This window comes from Microcoleus sp. S13C4 (assembly GCF_036700865.1).
Lineage (GTDB): Bacteria > Cyanobacteriota > Cyanobacteriia > Cyanobacteriales > Microcoleaceae > Microcoleus.
On the sequence record NZ_JAUBPS010000032.1, the window covers coordinates 1 to 17,108 of the forward strand.

A 17,108-nucleotide genomic window follows, 5' to 3' on the forward strand; every position below is an offset into this window, starting at 1 on the left:
GTTCGTAATTCATATTATTAATCTAATTTTTTCTTTTATTTTACCTAGAACGAGCGCACTTTCGCAAGAGGTCTATTAAAAACTCAATTAATTGGTAAATCACAGCATTACCACTAATCTCAGCGCCGTGGAGGTTAGATTGGAGATAAGCTTTTTTGCCGGGAACAGCACCTTGAAACTGATAGACTTGCAGTGAAAGCCGATCGCCCGAAGCAAGCTGCACCACAGGAATAGTCGAAATAACTGGAATCATAGAGAAGGAAGAAGGAAGAAGGAAGAGGGAAGAAGGAAGAGGGAAGAAGGCAAAAATTTCTTCTGTCAACTGTCAACTGCCAATTGCCAACTGCCAACAGACTTATTCCTTCATAGCCGATTTGGTGGCGAAGGTCTAAAATCAATACAGTCCTCTGCTGACTTGCTTTGAGCAAGATTTAAGCATACTTCCCTGAAACCTTATAATAATCCTTGTGCAAGACACTGCCCAGAACCGCCCAGAGCTGGATCTGAAGACCATATTTCCCTTCGAGCTAGATAACTTTCAGAGAGAGGCGATCGCCGCCCTCGATGCAGGTAAATCCGTTGTCGTGTGCGCTCCCACAGGCTCGGGGAAAACTTTAATCGGCGAATACGCCATCCATCAAGCACTCTCCAGGGGGCGGCGCGTCTTCTACACCACTCCCCTCAAAGCTCTTTCCAACCAAAAGCTGCGCGACTTCCGCAGTCAATTTGGAGACGACAACGTAGGTTTGCTGACGGGCGACATCTCCGTTAATCGAGATGCGCCGATTTTGGTGATGACTACCGAAATATTTCGGAATATGCTCTACGGTACGCCGATCGGAGAAGTCGGTACTTCCCTCACCGGAGTCGAAACCGTGGTGCTCGACGAGTGTCACTACATGAACGATCGCCAGCGTGGTACCGTCTGGGAAGAATCCATCATCTACTGTTCGAGCGAAATTCAACTGCTCGCCCTCTCAGCAACCGTTGCCAATAGCGACCAACTCACAGACTGGATTAACAAAGTCCACGGGCCCACAGAGCTCGTCTACTCAGACTTTCGGCCAGTACCGCTGCAATTCCACTTCGCCAACCAAAAAGGGATATTTCCCCTGCTAGACGAGACCGGCAAAAGAGCCAATATCCGGTTAGTCCCCAAAAAGAAGCAGCAAAAAGTAGAAAGAGGCAGCATCCCCACTCCGAGTTTGACCGATGTTTTGGCCCGGTTGGACGATCGAGATATGCTACCAGCAATTTACTTCATCTTCAGCCGTCGCGGGTGCGACCAAGCAGTCGCAGAAGTCGGCAATTTCTCCCTAGTTAACGAAGCCGAAACAGCCGAACTCAAACGCATAATTGACGATTTTTTACAGCGAAACCCAGAAGCAGAACGCTTCGGTCAAAAAGAAGCACTTTTAAAAGGCATCGCCGCCCACCACGCAGGCATTTTGCCCGCTTGGAAAGGTTTAGTAGAAGAACTTTTCGGCAGAGGTTTGATAAAAGTCGTATTTGCCACCGAAACCCTAGCAGCCGGGATTAATATGCCCGCCCGCACCACAGTTATTTCCACCCTGTCCAAGCGCACCGACAAGGGACATCGGCTGCTAAACGCTTCAGAATTCCTGCAAATGGCCGGTCGGGCGGGTCGGCGGGGCATGGACAAGCTGGGACACGTGGTAGCAGTTCAGACGCGCTTTGAAGGCGCAAAAGAAGCCTCATATTTGGCAACAGCCAAAGCCGACCCCCTCGCCAGTCAGTTTACGCCCAGCTACGGCATGGTGCTGAATTTGCTGCAAACTCACACTCTTGACGAAGCTCAAGAGTTGGTAGAGCGGAGTTTTGGTCAATACCTGTCTACCTTGTACTTGCAGCCGCAGCAAGAAGAATTAGACCGATTGCAAACAGAATTGGCGGTGCTTGAACAGTCCCTGGCGGCCGGAGGAAATGTCTCCACCCTGGAAAAAGAGCTCGCCCATTACGAAAAATTGCAGGCAAGACTCAAAGAAGACAAACGTTTGCTCAAAATTCTATTGCAGCAAGCTGAAGAAGCGCGATTTAAGGAAATGTCAGTAGCTGTGGCTTTTGCAGTTCTCGGTACGGTTCTGAGTCTCAAAGGTAAGCACGTTCCGACAGCCAAACGATCGCACACAAATCCTGTACCCGCCGTATTGGTTGCCAAAATCGCAGGTTCTGGCCAAGCACCAAATTTGGTGTGCTTGGGCAAAGATAACCGCTGGTATGTCGTTGCCATTAGCGATGTCGCTAGTCTGCACGCCGAATTACCTCGCTTGACCGTTGCAGATACCTTGAACCCGCCGTCGGAAATGCCCCTGAGACTCGGCCAGTGCCGCTTGGCAAATGAAGAAACTGCTTCAATTGCTGCATCGATCCCAGAATTGCCGACACCGGAACCGAGCCCAGAGGCGATCGAGCAACAGCAGAAAATCGCAGCCCTAGAAGCTAAGCTAGAAATTCACCCGGTTCTAGTATGGGGCAATCCCGGTACTTTGCTCAAACGCCAGCGCCGTCGGGAAGAATTGAAAAAAGAAATCCGCAAAAGCGAACAAGACTTAGAAAAGCAGCGAGCTCGCTACTGGGAGCAATTTCTCAACTTAATCGACATATTGCTGAATTTCGGCTGCTTGGAAAAAGTTGTTTCGGCAACTGGAAACCGAGATGACTCCTCCGACAGGTTGGTACCCACAGTCTTGGGCCAAGCTTGCGCCGCCATTCGCGGCGATAACGAACTATGGCTGGGTTTGTCGCTGATGTCTGCGGAGTTTGACGAACTCGACCCGCACCACCTCGCTGCTGCTTGCGCGGCCTTAGTTACAGAAGTTTCCAGGCCCGACAGTTGGACTCACTACTCGCTGTCGCCGGAAGTTTTGGCACCTTTGGACAATCTGCAAAAAGGCTTGCGGCGCCGATTGTTTCAAGTGCAGTACCGTCATGAAGCTGCGATCCCGATTTGGCTGGAACGGGATTTAGTGACTTTGGTCGAACAGTGGGCTCTGGGTGTTGAATGGCTGGAACTGATTAGCCATACGAGTTTGGATGAAGGGGATGTGGTGCGGATTTTGCGCCGGACTTTGGATTTCTTGTCTCAGATTCCTCATGTTCCTCATGTTTCGGATTCTTTGCGGAGGAATGCTTGTCGGGCGATGCAGTTAATCGATCGATTCCCGGTGAATGAAGCTGCAACGCCAGAAAATTAGTTGACTGTTGACTGTTGACAGTTGACTGTTGACTGTTGACTGTTGGCTGTTGGCTGTAAGCTGTCCGGCATCTAAATTGTATTTTTGGTTTTTCAACCCAAATGCACGCAGATTTTAATCTAAAATCGTTTCCGGTGGCATCGGTATTGTTCAAATGCCCAAATGTCCAAACAGTCAACAGTCAACTGTCATGAGGAATAGATCCCGATTTAAATCCAAAATCTAAAATCCAAAATCTAAAATCCAAAATCTAAAATCTAAAATCTAAAATCGATCGATCGCACTTTTTCCTGATTCAGGTTGCAGGGCAGGATAGAAAATTGTATGGTGCGGATCGATCGCTCTTAATTGTTATTGAATTTTTGTCTAGCGGTGCGCTGGGTAATTCTCATATTTATGATGCAACAAATCAAAAAGCCTCATCAAATGCCTGATGCCTGCTCTCAGGCTCAAAAAATTCGCTTTTTCACTTTCTTGCAAAGAGTCTTAATTGGCACTCTAGCAAGTACATTACTCAATCTCTTTATCCTATTTCCCTCTCCGAGTTTCGCTGAAGTAGTTCTGGGTGTTGTTCGCAGTTCCGAGAATTCTCCCGATTGGGTAAAGATTACCACGCGCCTCTGGGAAAGTGGCATTGCTTACAAACCAATCAATCTCGAAGAAATCAAAAGTACGGCGGATTTAGCAGGCGTTAACGTGCTGTTTTTGCCCAATATTGAAACCTTGAGTCCGGCGCAAATTAAAGTTTTAGAAGCTTGGGCATCCCAGGGCGGTCGCTTGATTGCTTCGGGCCCAGTCGGTCGCAGTTCCCCGGCCTTGGTGCGCCAATCTTTGCGATCGCTCCTTGGGGCCTATTGGGCTTTTCCGTTAACCCAACCGGCGACCCCGCAACCGCGCAACCGCTGTCGGGATCTGGCTTGCACTACTTCTAGCAGTTGGATGCCACCAGAACAAAAAAATGCCTCAGTCCAAGGCGGTGTCTTGATTCCGGCTGATGCGAACAGTCAAACTATTGCTACTTGGAAAGATAGTTCCGGTTCCTCCGCAGCCATCGCCACCGATCGCGCTACCTATCTCGGCTGGCGCTGGGGTAGCGACGGTTCGGAAAATGTAGATAAGGCTTGGTTGCAAGCCTCGATCGCCCGCTGGGGAGGCACAATCGCTTCTGGGCCTGTAGCGCCGCCCACTGCTGCTACGGCTCCACTACCCAATCCCCCGTCCAGACTCACTAGAAACAGCCCTACTTCGCCACCTAGTAGCCCGCTGAGCCGACTTTCTCCATCGGGTGCGCTTTCCGATCCAGTACCTGCAACTTTTACAGACCCTTCTGATCAGTCGGCGTCGGCGGGTTTGGATGTGCAGGCAAATTCCAATAAGCCGATCGTCAGCATTGAAGCGTACTTGATGCGCCAAGAACTCACCAACCTCCTCGGCAGATTTGAAAGCGCCCTGACAGCAGCTAATTCAGCCAATACGCCTGTTAATCTCAATGCTGCTACCCCCCCTCAACTGGTAGCGGCAAGCAACAGTGCCGGCGGCCCGGCAGCCAGCCGCCCGCCTGTTCTGCAAGGAGCAACGGCGCGGGCGATCGCCCAAGCGCGACAGGTTTTGCAAAGTTTTGACCAACTCCTGCAAGAGCAAAACTACGCGGAGGCTAGAAAGCAGTGGGTGGAAGCGCGGCAGTTGCTGTGGCAAAATTACCCGAAGGAAGGACAGCGCGTTGGGGCGGAAATTCGGGGGGTTTGGCTCGATCGCGGGACGATCGTCGCAGCGCGATCTGAACAGGGTTTGGCCTCCGTGTTCGATCGGCTCGCCGCCGCCGGTATCAATACCGTTTTCTTTGAAACATTGAATGCCGGATATACCATTTATCCCAGTCAAGTTGCACCGCAACAAAACCCCCTCACCGTTGGCTGGGACCCCCTGCAATCTGCGGTTAAATTGGCTCACGAGCGAGGCATGGAACTGCACGCTTGGGTTTGGGTTTTTGCTACAGGAAATAAGCGCCACAATACTTTAATTGGCAAGCCTAGTTCTTATCCGGGACCAGTGCTTTCCGCTCATCCAGATTGGGCAAATATTGACAATAAAGGACGCACACAAAATCCTAACGATGGTAAATTTTATCTCGATCCTGCTAACCCGGAAGCGCGTAATTATTTGCTGCGAATTGTCAGCGAAATTGCCAATAGCTACAAAGTAGATGGGGTGCAATTAGACTATATTCGCTATCCTTTTCAAGATGACAATGCGAATTTTACTTACGGTTACGGTATTGCGGGGAGGCAGCAATTTAAGCAGTTAACTGGTGCAGATCCGGTAAATATTTCCCCCAGGGACGGCAGTTTGTGGCGGCAGTGGGTTGAGTTTAAAACTAATCAAATTAATACTTTTGTAGCTGAAGTTTCTCAGCTTTTGCGACAGAATTATCCGCGCACAATTCTGTCGGTGGCGGTGTTTCCGCACCCGGAAAGTCAGCGGATTTACAAAATTCAGCAAAATTGGGAAGTTTGGGCTCGTCAAGGTATTGTAGATTTGATTGTGCCGATGACTTATGCTTTGGATACGAACCGACTTCAGCGCATCACCGAACCGTTGGTAAAGGAACAAATTCTGGGTTCGGCTTTGATTTCTCCGGCGGTTAAGTTGTTGACTCTCCCGGAAGTTGTGGCGATCGACCAAATTCAAGCTTTGCGCGATTTGCCGACTGGGGGCTATGCTATTTTTGCGGTGGAAAGTATCAGCAGCGGGATGCAAGGCTTTTTTAACCGCACTCAAGGCCCGCCGGTGCGTTCCACTTCTGCAGCAGAGCCGATTCCTTACCGACAGCCGTTTGCGGCGGCGGCTTCGCGGTATACTGCTCTCAAGCAGGAATGGAGTTTTTTGTTGGCTAACAATCAGTTGCGGGTGTCGGAATCTGAACTAAAAGTTTTGCAAAGTCGATCGGATGAATTGGCGCAAGCTTTGAGCACATTGGCCGCAAATCCTTCTAGGGAAAGTTTAGCAACTGCTAAAAGATTGTTGGGGAGTTTTCAATCTCAATTTCAATCTTCAATGCGCTTGCATTCGGCAGATAATAGCTATCAAGTTCAAACTTGGCAAAATCGTTTGGAGAGTTTGGATATGCTGTTACGTTACGGTGAAAGGATGGAGCTGAATCGCAGGTAAATGCAGGTTTTTGAGCGGAGTTCTGGTTAGCTACTGTTTGTTAAAACTGATATCTTGCACCATTCTCGCTTAACATGCTTTCTGACCTGTTCGACAAAGAATGAGTTTTCTTGTGGGGTGGGTATTCTGCCCGCCCGTCCAAGAATTATTGATAATTGTGCAATACATAAGATGATTTCGACTTAGGGCCGAGCGCGCCCAATTATCTGTATCAGTAGTTACGAAAAAACTCTGAGTATAAATACGCTATATTGATTTAAATTGATCGACGGTACTGTGGTCAGTAAACTACAGCAGAAGGAGAAAAGGAAGGGCAAAGGGAACATAATTTACAATCAAAACTCCCAACAATTACCAATGCCCAATTCCCCATGCCCAATTCCCAATTCCTCTGAGGATGAATATGTTTCCTAAACCCCTCAATCGCTTTGCTACCAAAATTATCGGCAAAGCTCCATTACAAACGGTGCTAGTGGTTCCTTTTTTAGTGCAGATTGTCGGCACCGTAGGAGTTGTAGGTTGGCTGTCGTTCCAAAACGGTCAGCGGGCAGTCAACGATGTGGCCGCTCAGTTGCGGGGAGAAATTAGCGATCGCATCAAAGACCGCATGGAAAATTATATGTCAATTCCCCACATAGTCAATCACCTGAACGTTCAGGGCATAAAATTGGGGCAGTTGAACCTAGAAGACAACCAAAAACTAGAACATCATTTCCTCGAACAAATTCAATATTTTGATTCTATCAGCATCATTTACACAGGCAAAGAAAATGGAGAACATTCGGGAGCAATCCGCACTAAAGATAGGATTTTGATATCGGCTGCTGACAGCTCTACTGGCAATAAATTAGCTCGATATACTGCGGACTCTCAGGGAAACCGCCTTCAATTAGTGCAAATATCACCCAATATTTACGACCCGCGAACTCGCCCGTGGTACATAGCGGCAGCGGCGGCAAAAAAACCTATTTGGACTCCAATTTATACAGATTTTTTGACTAGGGAACTGGCAATTACTGCTGCTTTGCCTATCTACGACGACGCTGGCAAATTGTTAGGCGTAGCGGGCAGCGATTTGCTGTTTTCCCGCATCAAAGAATTTCTGGTTAGCCTCAAAATTGGCAAATCAGGACAAACTTTTGTGATGGAGCGATCGGGAATGTTAATTGCCACTTCAACGGCGAGTCAAGAATTCGTCGTGGTGGAAGGTAAAGAAACAAGACGCATTAAAGCTTCAGAAAGCGAGAATCCGATAATTCGCCAAACTGCACAGCATTTAGACAAATCCTACGATAGCTTAGCTAAAATCAATAATTCTCAACAGCTTACTTTTGATGTTGACGGCAAGCGAAATTTTATTCAGGTAGCTCCTTTTAAAGACAATCGAGGGTTGGATTGGCTGATTGTAGTAGTTGTGCCAGAATCGGACTTTATGGAACAAATTAACGCCAATACGCGCACGACTTTTTTGCTGTCGGTTGCAGCTTTAATTGGGGCGACACTTCTGGGTATTCTTACTGCTAAATGGGTGGTGCAGCCGATTTTAAAATTGAATGCGGCTGCGAAAGCTTTGGCGCGGAATGAATGGGATACAAAGCTCACTCTGAATCGCGAAGATGAACTCGGAGAACTTGCCACTGCTTTTAACAGCATGGCAGAGCAATTGCAGCATTCATTTACTTCTCTCTCGGAAAGCGAAAACCGAGTTAAACAATTTCTCAATGCAGTACCGCTAGGAATTTTCATTGCAGATGCCAACGGTCAACCTCACTACATTAATCCTACCGGAGAGCAACTTTTATCTCAAGGAATTGTACCAGCAGATTCCGAAAGTTTACGTCAATCCTACCAAGTTTATTTAGCTGGCACTCAGGAAATATACCCGGCGGAACGCGACCCAATTTTAAATGCTTTGCAGGGTAAAAGTGTAACTGTTGATGACATAGAAATCTCCTCGGCTGACAAAACTGTTCCCCTGCAAGTTTGGGGAACTCCTATTTATGACGCTCAAGGAAATATTATCTACGGGATGTGCGCTTTTCAAGATATTACAGAACGCAAACTAGCGGAGAAAGTATTAAATGAATACAACGAGAATTTAGCAGTGCAAGTTGCAGAACGTACCGCCGATCTTGCCAAGGCAAAAGAAAAGTTTTCTAAAGCTTTCCGTTTAAGTCCTAATGCGATTACCCTGACTAGAATTAGCGATGGTCGCCACATTGAAGCCAATGAGAGCTTTTGTCGGATGATGGGGTACAGTCACGAAGAAATTATTGGAAAAACAGCGGTACAGCTCAATTTTTGGGCGAGTTTGGGAGAGCGCGATCGCATGATTCAAATGTTAAAAAATAAGACGGCTCTTCACAATTATGAACTCAGGTTTCGTAATAAAAATGGTACAGAAAGAACGGCATTGCTGTCGATAGAAACCATCGATATTGACGGAGAAGCTTGTTTTTTGTCGATTTCTAGCGATATTACCGATCGCCAAAAAGCAGAAACTGCCCTCCGGGAAGCAGAAGAAAAGTACCGCAACATTTATGAAAATGCTTTGAATGGCATTTTTCAAACTGCTAGTGACGGGAAATACATCAGCGCTAACCCCGCTTTAGCTCAGCTTTATGGTTACGAATCGCCCGCAGAATTAATAGCAGCACAGCCGAATTTCCATAACCAGCTTTATGTGAAACCAAACCGCCGCGACGACTTTGCAGCGCTAATGAACGAGTACGGGATACTATCAAACTTTGAATCGGAAATTTACCACAAAGATGGCAGCATAATCTGGATTTCGGAAAATTGTCGCGCTGTCTGCGATGAAGCAGGAAATCTACTTTACTACGAAGGTTTTATTAAAGACATTACGGAGAACAAACAAGCGGAAATTAAAATGCAGCAGGCGAAAGAAGCAGCCGAAGCCGCAAACAAAGCTAAGAGTACGTTTCTCGCCAATATGAGTCACGAATTGCGATCGCCCTTGAACGCGGTTATCGGCTTCGCTCAAGTCATGGTTCGCAGTAAAACTCTGTCTCCTGAAAATCAAGAAAATGTCGGTATTATCCTGCGGAGCGGCGAACATTTGCTGTCTTTAATTAACCAAGTCTTAGACTTGTCAAAAATCGAAGCAGGACGCACTACCCTCTATGAAAAAAACTTCGATTTGTACAGGCTGCTCGACGATTTAGAAGAGATGTTTGCTCTCAAAGCTGAGGAAAAAGGCTTGCAATTAATGTTGGCTCGGGACGCCGAAGTACCCCATTACATTGGCACTGATGAAGTGAAATTGCGCCAAGTATTAATTAATTTACTCAACAATGCCATTAAATTTACTTCACAAGGCGGAGTAGCGGTGCAAGTCAAAGGAGGAAGGCGGAATATACACAATAACAGCGCTGACCAATTGCCCGATCGCTACTCGCTGCATTTTGAAGTTCAAGATACCGGTGCAGGCATTGCTGCTGAAGAAATAAATCAGTTGTTTGAAGCATTCGTGCAAACAAAAACAGGTAAAGAATCTCAGGAAGGAACAGGTTTAGGGTTAGCAATTAGTCGGCAGTTCGTACAATTAATGGGAGGTGCAATTACTGTTAGCAGCGAGGTCGGAAAGGGTACAATATTTCAGTTTGACATCCAAGTTCATCTGGTTGAATCTGCTGATATTGAAAGCAAAAAAACTCAACGCCGAGTTGTTGCCCTCGAACCGAATCAGCCGAGTTATCGCTTGCTAATTGTGGACGACAAACCTTTGAACCGCCAACTGTTGGTAAAACTTCTGAGTCCACTCGGCTTTGAGTTGAGAGAAGCGAGTAACGGTAAAGAAGCGGTGGATATTTTTATGGAGTGGGAGCCACATCTGATTTGGATGGACATGAGAATGCCGGTGATGGACGGCTACGAGGCAACCAAACAGATTAAAACTACAACTGGCGGGCAAGCAACGGCGATTGTAGCCCTGACGGCTAGCGTTTTGGAGGAAGAACGGGCGGTGATTCTTTCGGCTGGTTGCGATGATTTTATGCGGAAACCATTCCGAGAGGAGGACATTTTTGTGGCAATGGGAAAACATTTAGGAGTACGCTATATTTATGAAGATCCAACCGTAGTCAGTGGGGCAGGTATGGGGGAGTCAAGTCAGGAGGCGCTGACACCGGAGGCTTTTGCCTCTCTTTCTCCAGACTGGATGGCCGAATTCAAGCAAAATATTTTGAGCGTGGACATGGAGGCGATCGCCCGTTCGATCGCACAAATCAGCACTGTTAATCCCTCTCTGGCGGACAGGCTTCAAGATTGCATTAATAATTTTGAATATGACCGAATTTTAAACATAATCGATATCATAAATAACCAATAAATACCCGATGAATTCAACTTTACCTAAAACCAATAGACCTAATATTTTAGTAGTGGACGACACGCCAGAAAACCTGCGGCTGCTGGCAGGAATTTTGAGCGAAAAAGGCTATCAAGTTCGCCCGGTTCCCAACGGCAAGCTAGCATTATCTGCTGCTCAAAAAATACCCCCCGATCTAGTCCTGCTGGATATTATGATGCCGGAAATGGACGGCTATCAAGTTTGCCAGCAACTCAAAGATTCTGAAATCACCAAAGACATTCCTGTTATTTTTATTAGTGCGATTAATGACGTGCTGGATAAAGTTAAAGCTTTTGCAGTTGGCGGAGTTGACTTTATTACTAAACCGTTTCAGATTGAAGAAGTTTTAGCCCGGATAGAAACTCATTTAAAAATTTGTTCACTGCAACAAACTTTGCAAGAAAAAAATCAAGATTTAGCAACGGCGCTCCACCAACTGCAAGCCACCCAAGAGCATTTGATTCAATCGGAAAAAATGGCTGCCCTGGGACAACTAATTGCCGGCATTGCCCACGAAATCAATACCCCCCTAGGCATTATAGGTTCCTCAATCAATAATATAGCTACTTTTTCGGATGACTTTTTACAAAAGTTTCCTAAAATTTTTCAAGAACTTTCTGACGAAAACCAAGGTTATTTTTTTAATTTACTCTACCGAGCTACACATCAAGAAACTTTGTTTACGAGCAAAGAGAAGCGGAAATTTAAGCAGCAGTTGACGGGGGATTTGATGGCACAATCTGTTGAAAAAGCCGATGAAATTGCCGATACTTTAGTTGATATGGAAATCTACGACAACCTAGAAAAGTTGTTGCCGCTTTTTCAATCGCCGGATTGGGAAGTAGTTTTAAATACTGCTTACCAGTTTGCGAGCTTTAAAAAAAGTATTAGTCTGATACAAAGAGCGACAGCGAAGTCGGGAAAAGTAGTATTTGCCTTGAAAACCTACGCTCATTTCGATAGCAAACCTGAAAAAGTTCAGGCGAACTTGCACGATGGCATTGAAACGGTGTTAACTCTTTATCAAAATCAACTCAAACACGGTATAGAAGTAGTTAAAAATTATGGAGATTTACCCGAAATTATGTGTTATCCCGATGATTTAAATCAAGTTTGGACGAATCTCCTTCATAATGCCCTGCAAGCAATGGATTATAAAGGTATATTGACGATTGAAACTCGGCAGCAAGAGGCCAATATTTTCCTCAAATTTACTGATAACGGCAAAGGCATTCCCCCAGAAGTTATTCCCAAAATTTTTAAGCCATTTTTTACGACTAAATCTGCGGGCGAAGGTAGCGGCTTGGGATTGGATATTGTGAGAAAAATTGTGGAAAAACACGAAGGCAGGATTGCTGTAGATTCTGTACCGGGGCAGACAACTTTTATAGTCTCGCTGCCAATCTATTAAACAAAAATTACCTGTAGGTGGCTAATTCCCCGTGGCACTCCTCGCTGTCTCCCTGACAAAGACAAGATTTATGGCGGTAAACCGAGTTTATGTTCGCAAGTTTTATGAAAATAATACCAGTAATTTTTTTTTTACTGTATGTCCGTACTCCAACCCCTTATGAAATTAGTCATTCCATATAAAATGTAAAATCTAAAATCTAAAATGATATAAGATAGGGGACAGATAGCATGCATCCCCCCGCAAAATCAATAACGTAATAAGCAAGTCATGTCGCTAAAACCAGTAAAATTAAAGCAGATAGGAAAAGATGAATAAGCCTGTAATTATTTGCGTTGACGATGAACCCGATATCTTGAATACTCTCAAGATGCAGCTAAAAAATGAATTTAAAAATGATTACTTTTATGAATTAGCTGAAAGTGGTGATGAAGCTTTAGATTTACTTGAGGACTTTCAAGAAGAAGAAGATCAGGTGATTATGGTTGTTTCGGATTGGCTGATGCCGGGAATTAAAGGTGACGAACTTTTAATTAAAGTTCACCAAAAATATCCTAAAATTATTAAGGTGATGTTGACGGGACAAGCGGATGCAGTGGCACTTCAGCGGGCAGTAGAAGAAGCAAATTTATACTGTTGTTTGTCCAAACCCTGGCAAAGCAAAGACTTAATAGAGACTATAAAATCGGGGCTGGCTAAGTTATGAAAAAACCTGTGATTGTTTGTATTGATGATGAACCTGACGTTTTGAACAGTTTAAAGATTGAACTAAAAAAGGCGATCGGCGATCGGTGTATTATTGAAACCGCTGAAGGGGGTGCTGATGCTTTAGAGTTGCTGGCAGATTTGAAGGCCGAGGAATGCGAGATTGCTTTGGTGCTTTCCGATTATATCATGCCGGATATTAAAGGGGACGAATTGCTTAGAAAAATTCACGAAAGCTCGCCGGATACGCTGACCATTATGCTAACGGGGCAAGCAGATTTGGAAGCCCTGAGTAATGCTATAAAGTATGCTAAATTATACCGTTATATCCCTAAACCTTGGCAAAATGAAGACTTAAAATTAACGGTAGTAGAAGCAGTTCACAGTTATTTGCAAGACCAAAAGCTAACAGATGAAATCCATAAGCGGCAAGAAGTAAACGAGGAGTTAAAGCTAGTAAATGAGGCGCTGTCTGCGAGTGAAAGCCGCCTGAGTCAATTTTTAGAAGCTTTGCCAGTGGGGGTATCTGTTTATAATCCCGATGGCTCGATCGCCTATTTCAACCAGACAGCGCGGGATTTGCTGGGTGCAGACACTATCCCGGAAAGCACTGCGGAACAATTAGCTGCAACTTATCAACTTTATGTTGCCAATACTGATGAGCTTTACCCGCCGGAAAATCTGCCAATTGTGCGCGCACTGAAAGGAGAATTTGTCAAGGTTGACGATGTAGAAATCCGTCAAGATGGCAAAGTAATTGCGATCGAGATCAATACCACGCCGATTTTTGACGCTAGCGGAAATATTGCTTATGCGATCGCAGCTTTTCAAGATATTAGCGATCGTAAACAAGCCGAAAAAATACTAGCAGATTACCAGCAAACCTTAGAAGCCCAAATTTACGAACGCACAGAACAACTGCAACAAGCCGCATTAGCTGCTGAAGCAGCAAACCAAGCTAAAAGTACGTTTCTTGCCAATATGAGCCACGAGTTGCGTACCCCTCTCAATTCCATACTCGGGTTTGCACAAATCATGGAACCCAGCCCGAATCTTACTGTCGAAAACCGAGAAAATATGAGAATTATTCGCCGTAGTGGCGAACACTTGCTGACATTGATCAATGAAGTCTTAGACTTGTCAAAAATCGAAGCGGGGCGGATGACCCTCAACCCGAAAAACTTCGACATCTACCGCTTGCTTGACGATTTACAAGATATGTTTCAACTGCGGGTGCAAACTCAAGAATTGCAGTTGCGTTTCGAGCGCGATGCTGAGGTTCCTCAGTATGTGCGAACCGATGATATTAAACTGCGACAAGTGCTGATTAATCTTTTGAGTAATGCGATTAAGTTTACGCAAAGAGGAGAAATCATCTTAAGAGTTATAAAGTTAGACAAATCGGGATTTATGGATTTATTGGACAGTCCCACATCTTGCTTTGATACCACAAGAAGTATTCGGGAATTTTCGACAAGTAGCACTAACTTGACCCGCCTAGAAGTGAAAGAAGAGGTTGAGGATTTAACTGTTAGGGGGTTTTTCCTTGTATTTGAAATTGAAGATACAGGAGTTGGTATTTCTCCGGAAGAATTGGAGAATATTTTTAAGGCTTTTGTGCAAACAGCTTCCGGTCAAAAAATCCAGAAAGGCACGGGTTTAGGATTGAATATTAGCCGTCAATTTGTCCGCCTAATGGGAGGAGAAATTGTAGTAGAAAGTCAACTGGAACTCGGAACAACTTTTAAATTTGAAATTCCAGTCGGTGCGGTTTATGCTGCTGATATTCCAGCTCCGCAAATTCACCGCGAAGTTACGGGGTTGGAACCAAATCAACCGTGCTACCGAATTTTAATTGTGGACGATCGCGAAGACAACCGGCAACTTTTAGTCAAAATGCTTTCTCCCTTGGGTTTCGGGCTCCAAGAAGCCACCAACGGTCAGGAAGCAATAGAAATGTGGGAAAATTGGCATCCGCACTTAATTTTGATGGATGTGCGAATGCCAGTGATGGACGGCTACGAAGCTACTAAACAAATTAAGACCAGAATAAAGCAGAGAGAGCAAAAGCAGCAAGGAAACGAGGAAATTAAGATTTCCCATCCCAACTCCCCGATTCCGAAGATTATTGCTTTGACCGCTAGTACAATTGAAGGGAGGCAAGCGTTTGCTTTATTGGTCGGCTGCGACGATTTTATTAGCAAACCTTTCCGCAAAACAGATATATTTGATACCCTCAACAAACATTTGGGGGTGAAGTATCTCTACTCTAACTCAAGGGACTTTATCTCAATAGGCGAGCGAAATAATCTATCTGCCACCCACCTTAATGCTGGGCTTGCTTGTTTGCCCAAACTTCCCGCAGAATGGATAGACAACATGAAGCAGGTAATACGCAGTGCAGATTTTGACTTAATTGTCAGGACAATCGAGGAAATAAGGGATGCTCATCCTGAATTTGCCGAAATCCTCCAGGGTCATCTCGATAATTTTGATTACCAGAAAATACTCAATTTAATTGCCGAGGCGGAGGAATCAGATAATGCAGATCAAGGCGGAACAAACTGAAGACTATCAAGCAGATATTTTAGTAGTTGACGATACGCCAGATAATCTGCGTCTGTTGATTAGAATTTTGCAAAAAAATGGCTATAAAGTTCGACCTGTTACTAATGGTTTTTCAGCGTTAGATGCCATTCAGTCGAGCGCACCAGATTTAATTTTACTCGATATTATGATGCCGGATATTGACGGCTACGAACTTTGTAAAAAATTAAAATCAGAACCGCAATATAGGGAAATTCCCATCATTTTTCTCAGTGCGTTAGAAGAAGGAATAAATAAGGCAAAAGCTTTTGAAGTGGGCGGGTCAGATTATATCACAAAACCTTTTCAGGTGAAAGAAGTATTGGCGCGAGTGAGCAATCAACTTACTGTGCGTTCATTGCAACTGCAATTGCAAGAAAAAAATCAAAAATTGACAGATCAAAACGTCCAGTTGCACCAGGAAATCGCCGAACGCCGCCAGGTTGAAATGGAAACAAGCTTGCTGCTGAAGGCCACTCAAGCTATTAGCAAATCGGAGGATTTTGAGTCGGCTATAGATGTGATTTTAGGTTTAATTTGCAAAACTATTGAATGGAATCTGGGCGAAGCTTGGATTCCTAGCAATGATGGCGTTTTAAAATGCGCTACAGGCCGATACGTTAGCGACTTGAGTTTTGCCCAATTCCGACAAACAAGTTGGCAGTTAACTTTTGCTCCCGGTGTGGGGCTATCGGGGAGGGTTTGGCAGTCGCAGCAGTCTGAATGGATCGAGGATGTTTCTACTGCACCAAAACAAGTTTTTTTGCGCTCGGAAATTGCGGCGGCTGTGGGATTGAAAGCGGCTTTTGGGGTGCCTATTTTGGCAGACAACCAAGTATTAGCTATTTTGATTTTTTATCGCGAGAAAGTTCTGAAATGTCAGCCGCGCTTGTTGGAATTAGTGAGTGCGGTTGCTACGCAGCTCGGTTCGCTGATTCAGCGGAAACAAGCTGAGGCAGCGCTGAAATTGCAGCAAGAGCAAATAGAGAAATTGTTGCTGAATATTTTACCGAAACCTATTGCCGAACGCTTGCAAAAAGAGCAAAAGTTGATAGCAGATCATTTTGATGAGGTGAGCGTATTGTTTGCTGATTTGGTCGGTTTTACAGAGTTTTCTGCTCACAAAAGTCCGACGCAGTTGGTAGAAATTTTGAACGGAATTTTTTCGGAGTTCGATAGGTTGTCTGAGTTGCACGGGTTGGAAAAGATTAAGACGATTGGGGATGCTTACATGGTGGTTGGGGGTTTGCCGACAGCGCGGGAGGATCACTCCTCGGCGATCGCACTTTTAGCTTTGGAGATGCAGGCAGCTTTGAGGAGGTTTAATGCCAAAATAGGAGAAAATTTTCAATTGCGGATCGGAATTCACAGCGGTTCGGTGGTGGCGGGAATTATTGGGATTAGCAAATTTAGCTATGATTTGTGGGGGGATACTGTTAATGTTGCTTCGCGCATGGAGTCGAACGGATTGCCTGGTAAAATTCAAGTGACGGTACCGACTTACCAGCGTTTGAAAGAGCAGTTTGTTCTTGAAGAACGGGGTCATATTTTGGTTAAAGGTAAAGGAAGAATGCTGACTTACTGGTTGATTGAAGAACAAAGTAAATATTTTTAAATTTTTGATGTAAATTTCAATTAATATTAAAATTAG

General features: G+C 45.1%; 7 protein-coding genes and 1 pseudogene. 7 read left to right on the forward strand and 1 reads right to left on the reverse strand.

Features of this window, described 5'->3' with window-relative positions:
• Nucleotides 1-67 precede the first annotated feature (67 nt).
• Nucleotides 68-253 (reverse strand): annotated as a pseudogene (locus tag QT996_RS15200) (succinylglutamate desuccinylase); the annotation flags it as partial.
• Between the two features lie 214 nt (nt 254-467).
• On the opposite strand from QT996_RS15200, the gene QT996_RS15205 reads away from it, so the two are divergent.
• The 7 genes from QT996_RS15205 (at nt 468) to QT996_RS15235 (ending at nt 17,072) form a co-directional block, all read left to right on the forward strand.
• Nucleotides 468-3,215 (forward strand): DEAD/DEAH box helicase, encoded by a 2,748-nt coding sequence (locus QT996_RS15205; protein ID WP_333047488.1) that lies wholly within the window; start codon nt 468-470, stop codon nt 3,213-3,215.
• A gap of 426 nt (nt 3,216-3,641) precedes the next feature.
• Nucleotides 3,642-6,383 carry a family 10 glycosylhydrolase gene (locus QT996_RS15210; RefSeq protein WP_445304572.1) on the forward strand — a complete coding sequence of 914 codons (2,742 nt, stop codon included), beginning with the start codon at nt 3,642-3,644 and terminating at the stop codon, nt 6,381-6,383.
• Between the two features lie 403 nt (nt 6,384-6,786).
• The gene (locus QT996_RS15215) at nt 6,787-10,734 is read left to right on the forward strand and encodes a PAS domain S-box protein (RefSeq protein ID WP_333047491.1); all 3,948 of its coding nucleotides are present in this window, start codon (nt 6,787-6,789) and stop codon (nt 10,732-10,734) included.
• 7 nt (nt 10,735-10,741) lie between these two features.
• Complete coding sequence (locus QT996_RS15220) at nt 10,742-12,166, forward strand: response regulator (protein WP_333047493.1); 1,425 nt, start codon at nt 10,742-10,744, stop codon at nt 12,164-12,166.
• A gap of 310 nt (nt 12,167-12,476) precedes the next feature.
• Nucleotides 12,477-12,872: a response regulator gene (locus tag QT996_RS15225; RefSeq protein ID WP_333047495.1), complete on the forward strand. Its 396-nt coding sequence runs from the start codon at nt 12,477-12,479 to the stop codon at nt 12,870-12,872.
• Entirely contained in the window at nt 12,869-15,439 is a 2,571-nt protein-coding gene (locus QT996_RS15230; protein ID WP_333047497.1) for a response regulator, read from the forward strand. The genes QT996_RS15225 and QT996_RS15230 overlap by 4 nt, the downstream gene beginning before the upstream one ends.
• Nucleotides 15,414-17,072 carry an adenylate/guanylate cyclase domain-containing protein gene (locus tag QT996_RS15235; RefSeq protein WP_333047499.1) on the forward strand — a complete coding sequence of 553 codons (1,659 nt, stop codon included), beginning with the start codon at nt 15,414-15,416 and terminating at the stop codon, nt 17,070-17,072. The genes QT996_RS15230 and QT996_RS15235 overlap by 26 nt, the downstream gene beginning before the upstream one ends.
• The last annotated feature ends 36 nt before the right edge of the window (nt 17,073-17,108 follow it).